Origin of the sequence: Acinetobacter sp. YH12138, from assembly GCF_015218525.1 — a bacterium.
GTDB classification, from domain to species: domain Bacteria; phylum Pseudomonadota; class Gammaproteobacteria; order Pseudomonadales; family Moraxellaceae; genus Acinetobacter; species Acinetobacter amyesii.
Genome location: NZ_CP048671.1, coordinates 68618 through 88824 on the forward strand (window position 1 = coordinate 68618; position 20207 = coordinate 88824).

Below are 20207 nucleotides of genomic sequence, written 5' to 3' on the forward strand. Positions count from 1 at the left end.
TTATGGTTAATATAAAAGTTGTTTCAAAAGACAGTCATAATATTTTATCCGAAACGACCACGGAAGATTCATTGTCTTTAGTTGAGCCATCGGTTGTTATTTTTGGTGTTTCAAAAGAAAGTATCTCGAGTATTAAAGTACACGGTCTAGATGCTGTAGTACAATTAAATGATGGTCAAACGATAACTATAAAAGATTTTTTTGCTGCAGATAATACTTTGGTATTGGAGGATGGCGATAAATTATTGTGGGTGCAATTTACTGACGAAACGGGTGCATTTTTAAATGAGGTTGTATATAACCCACTGTCTGAAATAAAACCATTACTTTATAAAGATGGAGTGCCAGCTTGGGCTTGGATTCCTCCATTAGCTGCTTTAGGTGCGCTTAACTTTGATAAATCTATTAAAAGCTCGAATGATAAACACGATACTACGCTAGAAAGTGCAGAAAAAGCAGTTAAAGATGCTGTAGATGCATATCAAAAAGCAAAAGATAAATTAGATGCCGCACTTAAAGATGATTTAATCACACCTACAGAAAAAGCAGAAATTGAAAAGGCGATTGCAGAAGCAGAAAAAGCCAAGCAAGAAGCAAATGACAAGTTAAATGCTTTGGCAGATGGTAAGCAAAAAAATGATTTGGAACAGCAGTTAAATGCATTACCTGAGTTAAAAGTACCCCCTATAAATGACAAAAATGAAAATGGAATCGCTGACGACATTGATGCTGCGATCGACGATGCAGAACAAGCGGTTAAAGATGCCCAAGACAAATATGATGCTTTAGAAAAAGAGATCGCAGACAAAGGCGGGATCATCAATCCTGAAGACAAAGTTGATTTAGATCAGTCTAAAGAAGAGCTCGATGCTGCGATCAAAAAAGCAGAAGACTTAGTCAATGCGTTACCTGATCAACCAGCGTCAGTGCAAGAGAAGAAAGATCAACTTACAGACGATCTCAACAATCTTAAAACTCCTGGCATCACTGTACCTGAAGTAAATGACCAAGATGGTAATGGTATTGCCGATGATGTAGATGTATTGACGGCGGCTAAAGCAGTTAAAGATGCCCAAGACAAGTATAATGCTTTAGAAAAAGAGATCGCAGACAAAGGCGGGATCATCAATCCTGAAGACAAAGTTGATTTAGATCAGTCTAAAGAAGAGCTCGATGCTGCGATCAAAAAAGCAGAAGACTTAGTCAATGCGTTACCTGATCAACCAGCGTCAGTGCAAGAGAAGAAAGATCAACTTACAGACGATCTCAACAATCTTAAAACTCCTGGCATCACTGTACCTGAAGTAAATGACCAAGACAGCAACGGCATTGATGACGGTGTTGAAGCTGCGATCGACGATGCAGAACAAGCGGTTAAAGATGCCCAAGACAAATATGATGCTTTAGAAAAAGAGATCGCAGGCAAAGGCGGGATCATCAATCCTGAAGACAAAGTTGCTTTAGATCAGTCTAAAGAAGAGCTCGATGCTGCGATCAAAGAAGCAGAAGACTTAGTCAATGCGTTACCTGATCAACCAGCGTCAGTGCAAGAGAAGAAGGATCAACTTACAGAAGATCTCAATAATCTTAAAACCCCTGGCATCACTGTACCTGAGGTGAATGACCAAGACAGCAACGGCATTGATGACGGTGTTGAAGCTGCGATCGACGATGCAGAGCAAGCGGTTAAAAATGCCCAAGATAAATATGATGCTTTAGAAAAAGAGATCGAAGGCAAAGGCGGGATCATCAATCCTGAAGACAAAGCTGCTTTAGATAAGTCTAAAGAAGAGCTCGATGCTGCGATCAAAGAAGCAGAAGACTTAGTCAATGCGTTACCTGATCAACCAGCGTCAGTGCAAGAGAAGAAGGATCAACTTACAGAAGATCTCAATAATCTTAAAACCCCTGGCATCACTGTACCTGAAGTAAATGACCAAGACAGCAACGGCACACCGGATGATCAAGATGCTGCTAACGCCGCAGATGCCATCGCGAAAGTTGAAGAAGCAGAACAAGCTTACAAAGACTTAGCGGATGAAATTACAAAAGCCGAAGCCGATGGTGCGATCAATCCGACCGAACACAAAGCCATGCTTGATGCGCTTAAAACCGCACAAGATGCCAAAGAAGTCGCTGCTGAAGAAGTTGGTAAGCTTAAAGACAGCTTGATTAAGACTGAGCTTAAAGGTCGCCTAGAAGACCTGAAAGATCCAAACATCCCAGCGATTAACGATGCGGACAGCAACGGCACACCGGATGATCAAGATGCTGCTAACGCCGCAGATGCCATCGCGAAAGTTGAAGAAGCAGAACAAGCTTACAAAGACTTAGCGGATGAAATTACAAAAGCCGAAGCCGATGGTGCGATCAATCCGACCGAACACAAAGCCATGCTTGATGCGCTTAAAACCGCACAAGATGCCAAAGAAGTCGCTGCTGAAGAAGTTGGTAAGCTTAAAGACAGCTTGATTAAGACTGAGCTTAAAGGTCGCCTAGAAGACCTGAAAGATCCAAACATCCCAGCGATTAACGATGCGGACAGCAACGGCACACCGGATGATCAAGATGCTGCTAACGCCGCAGATGCCATCGCGAAAGTTGAAGAAGCAGAACAAGCTTACAAAGACTTAGCGGATGAAATTACAAAAGCCGAAGCCGATGGTGCGATCAATCCGACCGAACACAAAGCCATGCTTGATGCGCTTAAAACCGCACAAGATGCCAAAGAAGTCGCTGCTGAAGAAGTTGGTAAGCTTAAAGACAGCTTGATTAAGACTGAGCTTAAAGGTCGCCTAGAAGACCTGAAAGATCCAAACATCCCAGCGATTAACGATGCGGACAGCAACGGCACACCGGATGATCAAGATGCTGCTAACGCCGCAGATGCCATCGCGAAAGTTGAAGAAGCAGAACAAGCTTACAAAGACTTAGCGGATGAAATTACAAAAGCCGAAGCCGATGGTGCGATCAATCCGACCGAACACAAAGCCATGCTTGATGCGCTTAAAACCGCACAAGATGCCAAAGAAGTCGCTGCTGAAGAAGTTGGTAAGCTTAAAGACAGCTTGATTAAGACTGAGCTTAAAGGTCGCCTAGAAGACCTGAAAGATCCAAACATCCCAGCGATTAACGATGCGGACAGCAACGGCACACCGGATGATCAAGATGCTGCTAACGCCGCAGATGCCATCGCGAAAGTTGAAGAAGCAGAACAAGCTTACAAAGACTTAGCGGATGAAATTACAAAAGCCGAAGCCGATGGTGCGATCAATCCGACCGAACACAAAGCCATGCTTGATGCGCTTAAAACCGCACAAGATGCCAAAGAAGTCGCTGCTGAAGAAGTTGGTAAGCTTAAAGACAGCTTGATTAAGACTGAGCTTAAAGGTCGCCTAGAAGACCTGAAAGATCCAAACATCCCAGCGATTAACGATGCGGACAGCAACGGCACACCGGATGATCAAGATGCTGCTAACGCCGCAGATGCCATCGCGAAAGTTGAAGAAGCAGAACAAGCTTACAAAGACTTAGCGGATGAAATTACAAAAGCCGAAGCCGATGGTGCGATCAATCCGACCGAACACAAAGCCATGCTTGATGCGCTTAAAACCGCACAAGATGCCAAAGAAGTCGCTGCTGAAGAAGTTGGTAAGCTTAAAGACAGCTTGATTAAGACTGAGCTTAAAGGTCGCCTAGAAGACCTGAAAGATCCAAACATCCCAGCGATTAACGATGCGGACAGCAACGGCACACCGGATGATCAAGATGCTGCTAACGCCGCAGATGCCATCGCGAAAGTTGAAGAAGCAGAACAAGCTTACAAAGACTTAGCGGATGAAATTACAAAAGCCGAAGCCGATGGTGCGATCAATCCGACCGAACACAAAGCCATGCTTGATGCGCTTAAAACCGCACAAGATGCCAAAGAAGTCGCTGCTGAAGAAGTTGGTAAGCTTAAAGACAGCTTGATTAAGACTGAGCTTAAAGGTCGCCTAGAAGACCTGAAAGATCCAAACATCCCAGCGATTAACGATGCGGACAGCAACGGCACACCGGATGATCAAGATGCTGCTAACGCCGCAGATGCCATCGCGAAAGTTGAAGAAGCAGAACAAGCTTACAAAGACTTAGCGGATGAAATTACAAAAGCCGAAGCCGATGGTGCGATCAATCCGACCGAACACAAAGCCATGCTTGATGCGCTTAAAACCGCACAAGATGCCAAAGAAGTCGCTGCTGAAGAAGTTGGTAAGCTTAAAGACAGCTTGATTAAGACTGAGCTTAAAGGTCGCCTAGAAGACCTGAAAGATCCAAACATCCCAGCGATTAACGATGCGGACAGCAACGGCACACCGGATGATCAAGATGCTGCTAACGCCGCAGATGCCATCGCGAAAGTTGAAGAAGCAGAACAAGCTTACAAAGACTTAGCGGATGAAATTACAAAAGCCGAAGCCGATGGTGCGATCAATCCGACCGAACACAAAGCCATGCTTGATGCGCTTAAAACCGCACAAGATGCCAAAGAAGTCGCTGCTGAAGAAGTTGGTAAGCTTAAAGACAGCTTGATTAAGACTGAGCTTAAAGGTCGCCTAGAAGACCTGAAAGATCCAAACATCCCAGCGATTAACGATGCGGACAGCAACGGCACACCGGATGATCAAGATGCTGCTAACGCCGCAGATGCCATCGCGAAAGTTGAAGAAGCAGAACAAGCTTACAAAGACTTAGCGGATGAAATTACAAAAGCCGAAGCCGATGGTGCGATCAATCCGACCGAACACAAAGCCATGCTTGATGCGCTTAAAACCGCACAAGATGCCAAAGAAGTCGCTGCTGAAGAAGTTGGTAAGCTTAAAGACAGCTTGATTAAGACTGAGCTTAAAGGTCGCCTAGAAGACCTGAAAGATCCAAACATCCCAGCGATTAACGATGCGGACAGCAACGGCACACCGGATGATCAAGATGCTGCTAACGCCGCAGATGCCATCGCGAAAGTTGAAGAAGCAGAACAAGCTTACAAAGACTTAGCGGATGAAATTACAAAAGCCGAAGCCGATGGTGCGATCAATCCGACCGAACACAAAGCCATGCTTGATGCGCTTAAAACCGCACAAGATGCCAAAGAAGTCGCTGCTGAAGAAGTTGGTAAGCTTAAAGACAGCTTGATTAAGACTGAGCTTAAAGGTCGCCTAGAAGACCTGAAAGATCCAAACATCCCAGCGATTAACGATGCGGACAGCAACGGCACACCGGATGATCAAGATGCTGCTAACGCCGCAGATGCCATCGCGAAAGTTGAAGAAGCAGAACAAGCTTACAAAGACTTAGCGGATGAAATTACAAAAGCCGAAGCCGATGGTGCGATCAATCCGACCGAACACAAAGCCATGCTTGATGCGCTTAAAACCGCACAAGATGCCAAAGAAGTCGCTGCTGAAGAAGTTGGTAAGCTTAAAGACAGCTTGATTAAGACTGAGCTTAAAGGTCGCCTAGAAGACCTGAAAGATCCAAACATCCCAGCGATTAACGATGCGGACAGCAACGGCACACCGGATGATCAAGATGCTGCTAACGCCGCAGATGCCATCGCGAAAGTTGAAGAAGCAGAACAAGCTTACAAAGACTTAGCGGATGAAATTACAAAAGCCGAAGCCGATGGTGCGATCAATCCGACCGAACACAAAGCCATGCTTGATGCGCTTAAAACCGCACAAGATGCCAAAGAAGTCGCTGCTGAAGAAGTTGGTAAGCTTAAAGACAGCTTGATTAAGACTGAGCTTAAAGGTCGCCTAGAAGACCTGAAAGATCCAAACATCCCAGCGATTAACGATGCGGACAGCAACGGCACACCGGATGATCAAGATGCTGCTAACGCCGCAGATGCCATCGCGAAAGTTGAAGAAGCAGAACAAGCTTACAAAGACTTAGCGGATGAAATTACAAAAGCCGAAGCCGATGGTGCGATCAATCCGACCGAACACAAAGCCATGCTTGATGCGCTTAAAACCGCACAAGATGCCAAAGAAGTCGCTGCTGAAGAAGTTGGTAAGCTTAAAGACAGCTTGATTAAGACTGAGCTTAAAGGTCGCCTAGAAGACCTGAAAGATCCAAACATCCCAGCGATTAACGATGCGGACAGCAACGGCACACCGGATGATCAAGATGCTGCTAACGCCGCAGATGCCATCGCGAAAGTTGAAGAAGCAGAACAAGCTTACAAAGACTTAGCGGATGAAATTACAAAAGCCGAAGCCGATGGTGCGATCAATCCGACCGAACACAAAGCCATGCTTGATGCGCTTAAAACCGCACAAGATGCCAAAGAAGTCGCTGCTGAAGAAGTTGGTAAGCTTAAAGACAGCTTGATTAAGACTGAGCTTAAAGGTCGCCTAGAAGACCTGAAAGATCCAAACATCCCAGCGATTAACGATGCGGACAGCAACGGCACACCGGATGATCAAGATGCTGCTAACGCCGCAGATGCCATCGCGAAAGTTGAAGAAGCAGAACAAGCTTACAAAGACTTAGCGGATGAAATTACAAAAGCCGAAGCCGATGGTGCGATCAATCCGACCGAACACAAAGCCATGCTTGATGCGCTTAAAACCGCACAAGATGCCAAAGAAGTCGCTGCTGAAGAAGTTGGTAAGCTTAAAGACAGCTTGATTAAGACTGAGCTTAAAGGTCGCCTAGAAGACCTGAAAGATCCAAACATCCCAGCGATTAACGATGCGGACAGCAACGGCACACCGGATGATCAAGATGCTGCTAACGCCGCAGATGCCATCGCGAAAGTTGAAGAAGCAGAACAAGCTTACAAAGACTTAGCGGATGAAATTACAAAAGCCGAAGCCGATGGTGCGATCAATCCGACCGAACACAAAGCCATGCTTGATGCGCTTAAAACCGCACAAGATGCCAAAGAAGTCGCTGCTGAAGAAGTTGGTAAGCTTAAAGACAGCTTGATTAAGACTGAGCTTAAAGGTCGCCTAGAAGACCTGAAAGATCCAAACATCCCAGCGATTAACGATGCGGACAGCAACGGCACACCGGATGATCAAGATGCTGCTAACGCCGCAGATGCCATCGCGAAAGTTGAAGAAGCAGAACAAGCTTACAAAGACTTAGCGGATGAAATTACAAAAGCCGAAGCCGATGGTGCGATCAATCCGACCGAACACAAAGCCATGCTTGATGCGCTTAAAACCGCACAAGATGCCAAAGAAGTCGCTGCTGAAGAAGTTGGTAAGCTTAAAGACAGCTTGATTAAGACTGAGCTTAAAGGTCGCCTAGAAGACCTGAAAGATCCAAACATCCCAGCGATTAACGATGCGGACAGCAACGGCACACCGGATGATCAAGATGCTGCTAACGCCGCAGATGCCATCGCGAAAGTTGAAGAAGCAGAACAAGCTTACAAAGACTTAGCGGATGAAATTACAAAAGCCGAAGCCGATGGTGCGATCAATCCGACCGAACACAAAGCCATGCTTGATGCGCTTAAAACCGCACAAGATGCCAAAGAAGTCGCTGCTGAAGAAGTTGGTAAGCTTAAAGACAGCTTGATTAAGACTGAGCTTAAAGGTCGCCTAGAAGACCTGAAAGATCCAAACATCCCAGCGATTAACGATGCGGACAGCAACGGCACACCGGATGATCAAGATGCTGCTAACGCCGCAGATGCCATCGCGAAAGTTGAAGAAGCAGAACAAGCTTACAAAGACTTAGCGGATGAAATTACAAAAGCCGAAGCCGATGGTGCGATCAATCCGACCGAACACAAAGCCATGCTTGATGCGCTTAAAACCGCACAAGATGCCAAAGAAGTCGCTGCTGAAGAAGTTGGTAAGCTTAAAGACAGCTTGATTAAGACTGAGCTTAAAGGTCGCCTAGAAGACCTGAAAGATCCAAACATCCCAGCGATTAACGATGCGGACAGCAACGGCACACCGGATGATCAAGATGCTGCTAACGCCGCAGATGCCATCGCGAAAGTTGAAGAAGCAGAACAAGCTTACAAAGACTTAGCGGATGAAATTACAAAAGCCGAAGCCGATGGTGCGATCAATCCGACCGAACACAAAGCCATGCTTGATGCGCTTAAAACCGCACAAGATGCCAAAGAAGTCGCTGCTGAAGAAGTTGGTAAGCTTAAAGACAGCTTGATTAAGACTGAGCTTAAAGGTCGCCTAGAAGACCTGAAAGATCCAAACATCCCAGCGATTAACGATGCGGACAGCAACGGCACACCGGATGATCAAGATGCTGCTAACGCCGCAGATGCCATCGCGAAAGTTGAAGAAGCAGAACAAGCTTACAAAGACTTAGCGGATGAAATTACAAAAGCCGAAGCCGATGGTGCGATCAATCCGACCGAACACAAAGCCATGCTTGATGCGCTTAAAACCGCACAAGATGCCAAAGAAGTCGCTGCTGAAGAAGTTGGTAAGCTTAAAGACAGCTTGATTAAGACTGAGCTTAAAGGTCGCCTAGAAGACCTGAAAGATCCAAACATCCCAGCGATTAACGATGCGGACAGCAACGGCACACCGGATGATCAAGATGCTGCTAACGCCGCAGATGCCATCGCGAAAGTTGAAGAAGCAGAACAAGCTTACAAAGACTTAGCGGATGAAATTACAAAAGCCGAAGCCGATGGTGCGATCAATCCGACCGAACACAAAGCCATGCTTGATGCGCTTAAAACCGCACAAGATGCCAAAGAAGTCGCTGCTGAAGAAGTTGGTAAGCTTAAAGACAGCTTGATTAAGACTGAGCTTAAAGGTCGCCTAGAAGACCTGAAAGATCCAAACATCCCAGCGATTAACGATGCGGACAGCAACGGCACACCGGATGATCAAGATGCTGCTAACGCCGCAGATGCCATCGCGAAAGTTGAAGAAGCAGAACAAGCTTACAAAGACTTAGCGGATGAAATTACAAAAGCCGAAGCCGATGGTGCGATCAATCCGACCGAACACAAAGCCATGCTTGATGCGCTTAAAACCGCACAAGATGCCAAAGAAGTCGCTGCTGAAGAAGTTGGTAAGCTTAAAGACAGCTTGATTAAGACTGAGCTTAAAGGTCGCCTAGAAGACCTGAAAGATCCAAACATCCCAGCGATTAACGATGCGGACAGCAACGGCACACCGGATGATCAAGATGCTGCTAACGCCGCAGATGCCATCGCGAAAGTTGAAGAAGCAGAACAAGCTTACAAAGACTTAGCGGATGAAATTACAAAAGCCGAAGCCGATGGTGCGATCAATCCGACCGAACACAAAGCCATGCTTGATGCGCTTAAAACCGCACAAGATGCCAAAGAAGTCGCTGCTGAAGAAGTTGGTAAGCTTAAAGACAGCTTGATTAAGACTGAGCTTAAAGGTCGCCTAGAAGACCTGAAAGATCCAAACATCCCAGCGATTAACGATGCGGACAGCAACGGCACACCGGATGATCAAGATGCTGCTAACGCCGCAGATGCCATCGCGAAAGTTGAAGAAGCAGAACAAGCTTACAAAGACTTAGCGGATGAAATTACAAAAGCCGAAGCCGATGGTGCGATCAATCCGACCGAACACAAAGCCATGCTTGATGCGCTTAAAACCGCACAAGATGCCAAAGAAGTCGCTGCTGAAGAAGTTGGTAAGCTTAAAGACAGCTTGATTAAGACTGAGCTTAAAGGTCGCCTAGAAGACCTGAAAGATCCAAACATCCCAGCGATTAACGATGCGGACAGCAACGGCACACCGGATGATCAAGATGCTGCTAACGCCGCAGATGCCATCGCGAAAGTTGAAGAAGCAGAACAAGCTTACAAAGACTTAGCGGATGAAATTACAAAAGCCGAAGCCGATGGTGCGATCAATCCGACCGAACACAAAGCCATGCTTGATGCGCTTAAAACCGCACAAGATGCCAAAGAAGTCGCTGCTGAAGAAGTTGGTAAGCTTAAAGACAGCTTGATTAAGACTGAGCTTAAAGGTCGCCTAGAAGACCTGAAAGATCCAAACATCCCAGCGATTAACGATGCGGACAGCAACGGCACACCGGATGATCAAGATGCTGCTAACGCCGCAGATGCCATCGCGAAAGTTGAAGAAGCAGAACAAGCTTACAAAGACTTAGCGGATGAAATTACAAAAGCCGAAGCCGATGGTGCGATCAATCCGACCGAACACAAAGCCATGCTTGATGCGCTTAAAACCGCACAAGATGCCAAAGAAGTCGCTGCTGAAGAAGTTGGTAAGCTTAAAGACAGCTTGATTAAGACTGAGCTTAAAGGTCGCCTAGAAGACCTGAAAGATCCAAACATCCCAGCGATTAACGATGCGGACAGCAACGGCACACCGGATGATCAAGATGCTGCTAACGCCGCAGATGCCATCGCGAAAGTTGAAGAAGCAGAACAAGCTTACAAAGACTTAGCGGATGAAATTACAAAAGCCGAAGCCGATGGTGCGATCAATCCGACCGAACACAAAGCCATGCTTGATGCGCTTAAAACCGCACAAGATGCCAAAGAAGTCGCTGCTGAAGAAGTTGGTAAGCTTAAAGACAGCTTGATTAAGACTGAGCTTAAAGGTCGCCTAGAAGACCTGAAAGATCCAAACATCCCAGCGATTAACGATGCGGACAGCAACGGCACACCGGATGATCAAGATGCTGCTAACGCCGCAGATGCCATCGCGAAAGTTGAAGAAGCAGAACAAGCTTACAAAGACTTAGCGGATGAAATTACAAAAGCCGAAGCCGATGGTGCGATCAATCCGACCGAACACAAAGCCATGCTTGATGCGCTTAAAACCGCACAAGATGCCAAAGAAGTCGCTGCTGAAGAAGTTGGTAAGCTTAAAGACAGCTTGATTAAGACTGAGCTTAAAGGTCGCCTAGAAGACCTGAAAGATCCAAACATCCCAGCGATTAACGATGCGGACAGCAACGGCACACCGGATGATCAAGATGCTGCTAACGCCGCAGATGCCATCGCGAAAGTTGAAGAAGCAGAACAAGCTTACAAAGACTTAGCGGATGAAATTACAAAAGCCGAAGCCGATGGTGCGATCAATCCGACCGAACACAAAGCCATGCTTGATGCGCTTAAAACCGCACAAGATGCCAAAGAAGTCGCTGCTGAAGAAGTTGGTAAGCTTAAAGACAGCTTGATTAAGACTGAGCTTAAAGGTCGCCTAGAAGACCTGAAAGATCCAAACATCCCAGCGATTAACGATGCGGACAGCAACGGCACACCGGATGATCAAGATGCTGCTAACGCCGCAGATGCCATCGCGAAAGTTGAAGAAGCAGAACAAGCTTACAAAGACTTAGCGGATGAAATTACAAAAGCCGAAGCCGATGGTGCGATCAATCCGACCGAACACAAAGCCATGCTTGATGCGCTTAAAACCGCACAAGATGCCAAAGAAGTCGCTGCTGAAGAAGTTGGTAAGCTTAAAGACAGCTTGATTAAGACTGAGCTTAAAGGTCGCCTAGAAGACCTGAAAGATCCAAACATCCCAGCGATTAACGATGCGGACAGCAACGGCACACCGGATGATCAAGATGCTGCTAACGCCGCAGATGCCATCGCGAAAGTTGAAGAAGCAGAACAAGCTTACAAAGACTTAGCGGATGAAATTACAAAAGCCGAAGCCGATGGTGCGATCAATCCGACCGAACACAAAGCCATGCTTGATGCGCTTAAAACCGCACAAGATGCCAAAGAAGTCGCTGCTGAAGAAGTTGGTAAGCTTAAAGACAGCTTGATTAAGACTGAGCTTAAAGGTCGCCTAGAAGACCTGAAAGATCCAAACATCCCAGCGATTAACGATGCGGACAGCAACGGCACACCGGATGATCAAGATGCTGCTAACGCCGCAGATGCCATCGCGAAAGTTGAAGAAGCAGAACAAGCTTACAAAGACTTAGCGGATGAAATTACAAAAGCCGAAGCCGATGGTGCGATCAATCCGACCGAACACAAAGCCATGCTTGATGCGCTTAAAACCGCACAAGATGCCAAAGAAGTCGCTGCTGAAGAAGTTGGTAAGCTTAAAGACAGCTTGATTAAGACTGAGCTTAAAGGTCGCCTAGAAGACCTGAAAGATCCAAACATCCCAGCGATTAACGATGCGGACAGCAACGGCACACCGGATGATCAAGATGCTGCTAACGCCGCAGATGCCATCGCGAAAGTTGAAGAAGCAGAACAAGCTTACAAAGACTTAGCGGATGAAATTACAAAAGCCGAAGCCGATGGTGCGATCAATCCGACCGAACACAAAGCCATGCTTGATGCGCTTAAAACCGCACAAGATGCCAAAGAAGTCGCTGCTGAAGAAGTTGGTAAGCTTAAAGACAGCTTGATTAAGACTGAGCTTAAAGGTCGCCTAGAAGACCTGAAAGATCCAAACATCCCAGCGATTAACGATGCGGACAGCAACGGCACACCGGATGATCAAGATGCTGCTAACGCCGCAGATGCCATCGCGAAAGTTGAAGAAGCAGAACAAGCTTACAAAGACTTAGCGGATGAAATTACAAAAGCCGAAGCCGATGGTGCGATCAATCCGACCGAACACAAAGCCATGCTTGATGCGCTTAAAACCGCACAAGATGCCAAAGAAGTCGCTGCTGAAGAAGTTGGTAAGCTTAAAGACAGCTTGATTAAGACTGAGCTTAAAGGTCGCCTAGAAGACCTGAAAGATCCAAACATCCCAGCGATTAACGATGCGGACAGCAACGGCACACCGGATGATCAAGATGCTGCTAACGCCGCAGATGCCATCGCGAAAGTTGAAGAAGCAGAACAAGCTTACAAAGACTTAGCGGATGAAATTACAAAAGCCGAAGCCGATGGTGCGATCAATCCGACCGAACACAAAGCCATGCTTGATGCGCTTAAAACCGCACAAGATGCCAAAGAAGTCGCTGCTGAAGAAGTTGGTAAGCTTAAAGACAGCTTGATTAAGACTGAGCTTAAAGGTCGCCTAGAAGACCTGAAAGATCCAAACATCCCAGCGATTAACGATGCGGACAGCAACGGCACACCGGATGATCAAGATGCTGCTAACGCCGCAGATGCCATCGCGAAAGTTGAAGAAGCAGAACAAGCTTACAAAGACTTAGCGGATGAAATTACAAAAGCCGAAGCCGATGGTGCGATCAATCCGACCGAACACAAAGCCATGCTTGATGCGCTTAAAACCGCACAAGATGCCAAAGAAGTCGCTGCTGAAGAAGTTGGTAAGCTTAAAGACAGCTTGATTAAGACTGAGCTTAAAGGTCGCCTAGAAGACCTGAAAGATCCAAACATCCCAGCGATTAACGATGCGGACAGCAACGGCACACCGGATGATCAAGATGCTGCTAACGCCGCAGATGCCATCGCGAAAGTTGAAGAAGCAGAACAAGCTTACAAAGACTTAGCGGATGAAATTACAAAAGCCGAAGCCGATGGTGCGATCAATCCGACCGAACACAAAGCCATGCTTGATGCGCTTAAAACCGCACAAGATGCCAAAGAAGTCGCTGCTGAAGAAGTTGGTAAGCTTAAAGACAGCTTGATTAAGACTGAGCTTAAAGGTCGCCTAGAAGACCTGAAAGATCCAAACATCCCAGCGATTAACGATGCGGACAGCAACGGCACACCGGATGATCAAGATGCTGCTAACGCCGCAGATGCCATCGCGAAAGTTGAAGAAGCAGAACAAGCTTACAAAGACTTAGCGGATGAAATTACAAAAGCCGAAGCCGATGGTGCGATCAATCCGACCGAACACAAAGCCATGCTTGATGCGCTTAAAACCGCACAAGATGCCAAAGAAGTCGCTGCTGAAGAAGTTGGTAAGCTTAAAGACAGCTTGATTAAGACTGAGCTTAAAGGTCGCCTAGAAGACCTGAAAGATCCAAACATCCCAGCGATTAACGATGCGGACAGCAACGGCACACCGGATGATCAAGATGCTGCTAACGCCGCAGATGCCATCGCGAAAGTTGAAGAAGCAGAACAAGCTTACAAAGACTTAGCGGATGAAATTACAAAAGCCGAAGCCGATGGTGCGATCAATCCGACCGAACACAAAGCCATGCTTGATGCGCTTAAAACCGCACAAGATGCCAAAGAAGTCGCTGCTGAAGAAGTTGGTAAGCTTAAAGACAGCTTGATTAAGACTGAGCTTAAAGGTCGCCTAGAAGACCTGAAAGATCCAAACATCCCAGCGATTAACGATGCGGACAGCAACGGCACACCGGATGACTTTGATACAGCACAAGAATTATTAAATGAAGCACAAGCTGCAGTGACAGCGGCTGAGAATAAGTTAATCACTGCGCTTGAAGACGATGAATTGACTGAAACTGAAGTTGCTGCACTTGAAAAAGCGATTGCTGAGGCAAAAACTAAGTTAAATTCGGCGGTTGAAGCGATTAATAAACTTCCAGTAGGTACAGCGAAAGAGGGCTTAGAGTCACAAGCTAAAAATATTCAAGATCGATTGGATGTGACGGATGCATCAACCTCTGTTGTAGTGGCTGAGCAAGCTTATGCAGATGCGGAGACAGCTATTGCAAATGCGAAACAAAATGGTTTGACACCAACTCAAAAAGCTGAACTTGAGCAAGCTGTAAAAAATGCAGAAAGCTTAAAAGCAATAGCTCAAGATAAAGTTGATGGTTTAGCTCCAGGTGCACAACCAGAACTTCAAGAGCGCTTAGATGACTTATCTAAACTAGATATTCCAGTAAATCTGAATATATCTCAGTTAACGCCTGTAGATACGGATGAAATGGCGGACGGTGAAGCAGATCGGCTGATTGTCAAAGGTCAAACCAGTGAAGCAAACACCACGGTTATCATTAAAGATCACGCTGGTGAAGAAATTTATCGCGGTCAAACTGATGCAAATGGTGAGTTCTCATTCACAGTTGATACCACGAAGGTTCAAGCGGGCAATCAAGTTCAAATTGAATTGGTTGGAGAGCAAGGCTCACTTGCAAATACTACAGCAACAGTGGGTGACTTAGAGTTTGTAGATGATACAGCGCCATCAACACCAACTGTGACAATTGGAAGCAATGCTGATGCATTTATTAATGCGACAGATATTGATGAAAATGGTCAGGTTACAGTCACAGTCACATTGCCAAGTGATGGTTCTGTGCGTGCAGGAGATACATTAACGATTAATGGTGAGGATCAAATCTTAACTGCTGAACAAGTTGCGGCTGGGAAAGTACAAGTCCAATTTACAACACCAAGTGAAGATAAGACATTAGCGTTATCGGTCAGCTTAACAGACCAAGCGGGTAACATTTCTAAGATTGTTAGTGCTACAGCAGTGGTTGATACTTTTGCAGATATCAAAATTACAGATTTTGCTGAAGATAATCTTGTACAGTGGAGTGAAAAAATAGAAGGTTTCACCATTAAAGGCACTGTCGATGGTGTGTCTGAAGGTGCAACTGTGACCTTAACTTTCAAAGATGCTCAAGGTCAGCCAATTCTTGGTGAAGATGGTGCACCAATCATGGTAACTGCGACAGTGAACGCAGAGAAAGGTTGGACAGCTGAAATTTCATCTGAGGTCTCTAAACAGCTGAAAGATGGTCAAGTTCATGCAAAAGTGACGGATACCGCAGGTAATATCGCCCAATCAACCCAAGATTATACTCTGGCTGCACCACCAAAGTCTGTGATTGAAATTACAGGCTACTATGACAATATCGGTAGTGTTTATAATAAAGTGACAGACACAGGTATCGCTGCAGATGGTCAAGGTAAACTAACAGGGAAAATTACTAATAAGTTTGGTCAGGTGATAGAGTTTGAAGAGTCTTCAGGTTCTAATGATCTTTCAGGTATTGGTGAAATAACTTTTAATACAGATGGTTCATGGGTTTTGAATATTGCGGACATTCAAGAGCAACTAGACAGTTCTAATGCGCCATTACATGCAACCTTTACTCTTAAAGATACATTAGGTCACAGCTATCAAATACAGTTCTCTGTTCGTAAGGATGTTGATTTTGCAACTACAGGTAAAGTCAGTGTTACAACGACGACAGTAAGTCTTGTTGATAAAGAGGTGGTTGAGAGTGATGGCGAGACTCACACCCAGCTTACCAATGATGTCTTAGGCGAGCTGACTGGTAAAGTCGATTTAGCATTAGTGCAAAATGGTAAAGCTACTATTCGCCTCTATGTCAATAAGTTTAATACATCTGACACAGAGTCTTCGGTCGAGCCGTATCCAAATGGTGCGGATGTTGAGGTAAATGTTGAAGCAGATGGTACGTGGAGACTGACGGAAGCGGACTTGCAAAAAGTCTTAAATGAAATTTGGGCAGCAGATGAATTACGTGAAGATAATATTTATATTCAGGTTAAAGTTTACGACCCGGTCACTGGAAAGTTAAGTGAGGTTACTGACAAGTACACCTTTAAGACAGACATCACACCGCCAGAGGCGACCAATGTTGGCTTTGATGCAAGTCATGGCGAGCATGGCCAGGTGACGGCTTTAATCACCAAGTCAGGCGAAACTTCTGCCGAAACAGGTAATATTGTCACGGTATTGTACGATGGTAAAATCGTGGGTACAGGTGTAGTAGGTGAAGATGCACTTGGATTTAATGGTTACTTAGATATTAAAGTGAGTCTTGATCAAGCTATTGAAAACTATGATCCACTTAAGTTACAAGTGTTTGTTGAGGACAGTGCGGGTAATGTTGGTGTCAATAATGGTAAGACGCTTAACCCAGAGTTGAGCTTAGCCACTCCTGAAGTAACAGCTTATGTAGACAATGTTATTGGCGGTATTGTTGGAAATATTGCCAATGGTGGTATAACCAATGATGCACAAGGGGTGATCAAAGGTACAATTGACCTTGGAACAGATGGTTTAGTCAGCCAAATTTGGGTGTATTTACATAACATTAACACCCCAATTAAGATTGATATTCCACAGGGTGCAACGGGTGTTTATGAATGGAATGTACCATCTGATCAACTTTCTGCTGCAGTGACCACTGGTAAGTTGGTAGGTAACGTTAAAGTTACCGCAAAAGCTTATAATGATGAAACTGGCTTGCTCAGTGATGCATCAAATGAGTTCAACTTTACAGTCGATACTACACCGCCAGTGATTGAAAATATCGTTGTCAGCAACCAAATGGCAGCGGATGGTTCGGTTGCAAGCACCATAATGACAGTAAAAGTCAATGCGGATGCACAACAGGTGTATACAACGCTTGATGGGGTGAAATACACTGCGGTTGCAACAGGTGTTGCAGGTGAATATAAATTAACACTTCCTGCGCTAGCGAAAGGTAAAACACTTGATATCTATGCTGAAGATGCTGCAGGTAACGTTGTGGTTTCAAAACAGTCTGGTCTAAACAACCAACCGACTGCGCCAGGCACGTCTTTCAATATCAAAGAAGATCAATCGATCATCTTGACACAGGCAGATTTACTGAAAAATGCCAAAGATATTGATGGCGATAGTTTGAGTGTGACTGCAGTGACTCTGGCAGACCCAAGTATGGGTAAAATTGTAGCCAATGCAGATGGTACATGGACATTCACACCAAAAGAGCATTTTGCGCATGCCAATACTACGGATGCTATTGTGCTGAACTACACAGTTTCTGATGGTACGCAGCAGATATCGACTACAGCAAAAGTTAATGTTGAAGCAGTAGCTGATGGTGCAAACATTATCTTAAATGCCAATATTTGGGATAACTCAAGCACAGGTGGTACAGCTGGTTCAGGTGTTGCATTAAAACCAGCACCTGCTTCAACAGGTCTAATTTTTAAACAATATAATGGCCTGAGCTTAAGTAATAGTAGTAAACCTACGTTTGATTCAAGCCGACTTGAAGGTTTACTCGACACTGCTAAGGTAAATAGCACTGGACGTGCCAACGAGTTTGCAGGCAACTTTAGTGGTAGTAGTGTTGCTAGTTCAAGATTTGACGCTGTGTCTTATACGGGCTTAATTTACCTAGAAGCTGGGCGTGAGTATAGCTTTGAAGGTTATGCCGATGATGCAATGCATATTGAGCTTGGAGGTAAAGTTCTAGCACAAACTACTGGTGACGCCTATGGCGACTATCATCCGACCATTATTGGCGGAGATGGTAAAGGTACCATTAATATCAGCAGTTTTGTACCTGAAAAAACCGGCTTTTATACTTTTGAAGCTTATTTTGCCAATCTAAATCGTGGAGGTAAATATAACATTAGCGTTCTAGAAAAAGGCAAAGGACAAAGTTGGGATCAGGCAACATCGAAACTATTGACTTCTGAAAACTACAAACTTTATGGTAGTGCCGAAGAGTTACTGACTTTAGGTGCGGACGTGGGTGGTTTTGTAAGCAACACGACTGGTAAACCTGATGGGGGTTACTTCTCTGCTGAAGCGGTTGATAATGGTATGCAAGACACACCAATCAAGTTATCGGGTATCCAGATTGATTTGATTGATAAAGATGGATCTGAAACGTTAACAGCACTTGAGCTCAGTGGAATTCCAGTTGGTATTACCATCACCGATGGTGTACATACCTTTACTGCTAAAGCGGGTCAAACAGGTTTGAGTATTAAAGACTGGAATTTGAATAACCTCAGCTTAATACCAAGCAAAGGCTTTACTGGTAAGATTAACTTATCTATTTCAGCAACTACGACTGAAAGTAGTAATTCGCACAGTAAGACCACAACTAAAGCGTTGGAAGTAGAAGTACTTGACTTTAATAAAGCAACGACAGGCTTAGACAAAGATATCAAAAATACAGATAACTTGTTTCAGAATGGAACTGCTGCTAATGACCTTGTTGGTCATAAGCTGACCGCAACTGTCAAAGGCGAAACAGGTTCAGGTACTCCATGGTCATTGCAATATCATAATGACAAACCAAATACTTCAATTACTAAAGTGGTGATTGATCTAAGTGGTTCTAAAACTTCTGATGTGCATTTTGGTGCTGCCAATACTGGACGCTTAGATACTGATAAACAAGGTAATCAGTTTAAGTCAGATAGCCCGAGTCATAAAGCTATTATTAATAATAGTATGGTGCAAAGTTACGAGATTAAACGTAAAGGCACAAATGCAGATCGACCAGAACTCTTAGAAATTGACTTTAAGGCTGGGCAGTTTACTGTAGGTAAAGAGTTTAATTTTGCTGCTGATACAGATAATAGTTCTTTCTGGTTTTCTAGAAATGACAGTTATGCCAGTGATATGAAAGGCTCCACAATTACGGTTTACTTCAGTAATGGCACGAGTCAAACCATGACCTATTCAGGTTCAGGTAATGGTTCATCAAGTGTTTCACAGGCGGTAGATGGTATCGGTTATCAATACTACAACGGTGGTGCAGGTGATGACACGATCTTTGGAACGACTTTAGATGATTACTTGGTGGGAGGTGATGGTAATGACTTTATTGCTGGTGGTGCCGGTAATGACTATCTGCTGGGTGGTGCCGGTAACGATATCCTCTATGGTGGTGCAGGCAATGATACTTTCGTTGGTGGTTTAGGTAGTGATACTGCAGTCTATGATGTTTTAGTTGCTGCCGATGCGACTGCTGGCAATGGTACCGATACATGGAATGATTTTACCGTTGGTAAGATTGGAGCGAATGTCAATGCCGATAAGATTGAGTTTAGCCAAGGATTCTTCCAAGGATTACTGGATGTCAATCAAGGCGATATCGGGCAGTACATTAAAGTCGAAGATGTGAATGGCACAGCGACGGTGAAAGTGGACCGTGATGGTGCTGCAGGTACGCATGATTGGGCAAACCTATTGGTACTTGAAGGGCATAAAGCTGCCGATGTAAATTTACAAACTTTATTAGATAATCAACAGATTATTATTGGATAAAGTGAATTGAATCCATGCCTCGGCATGGGTACAATAAAAAGCTGGTTGGTTGCAACCAGCTTTTTTTATTTTAAGAGTGTGATATTGTTTTTCTATCTCTTATTGAATATTTTGCAGCGAATGATAATACTATAGGATGAGATACCTAAAGTTTGTATCATTACATTTTATTCGAGTTTTCGAGGCGTTCTATGTCCCTGCTGCGAAGGTGGTTTGATCCAATTCGTTCCAAATGGTATTACAAGCAACTACAGTGAACCGTACCGGGTTTGTCGGAGACCAAGCTTTCTGAGAGAATGTCCC

The 20207-nt window shown here is 45.0% G+C and carries 1 protein-coding gene; it reads left to right on the forward strand.

Annotated elements, in window-relative coordinates; all coding sequences use genetic code 11:
- Positions 1–2 precede the first annotated feature (2 nt).
- Positions 3–19904 (forward strand): GA-like domain-containing protein, encoded by a 19902-nt coding sequence (locus tag G0029_RS16500; RefSeq protein WP_194087887.1) that lies wholly within the window; start codon positions 3–5, stop codon positions 19902–19904.
- Positions 19905–20207: the final 303 nt, after the last annotated feature.

What these genes read in the sequence shown, in the direction of transcription:
- G0029_RS16500 (WP_194087887.1), top strand. Translation starts at nt 3, where the DNA reads ATGGTTAATATAAAAGTTGTTTCAAAAGACAGTCATAATATTTTATCC.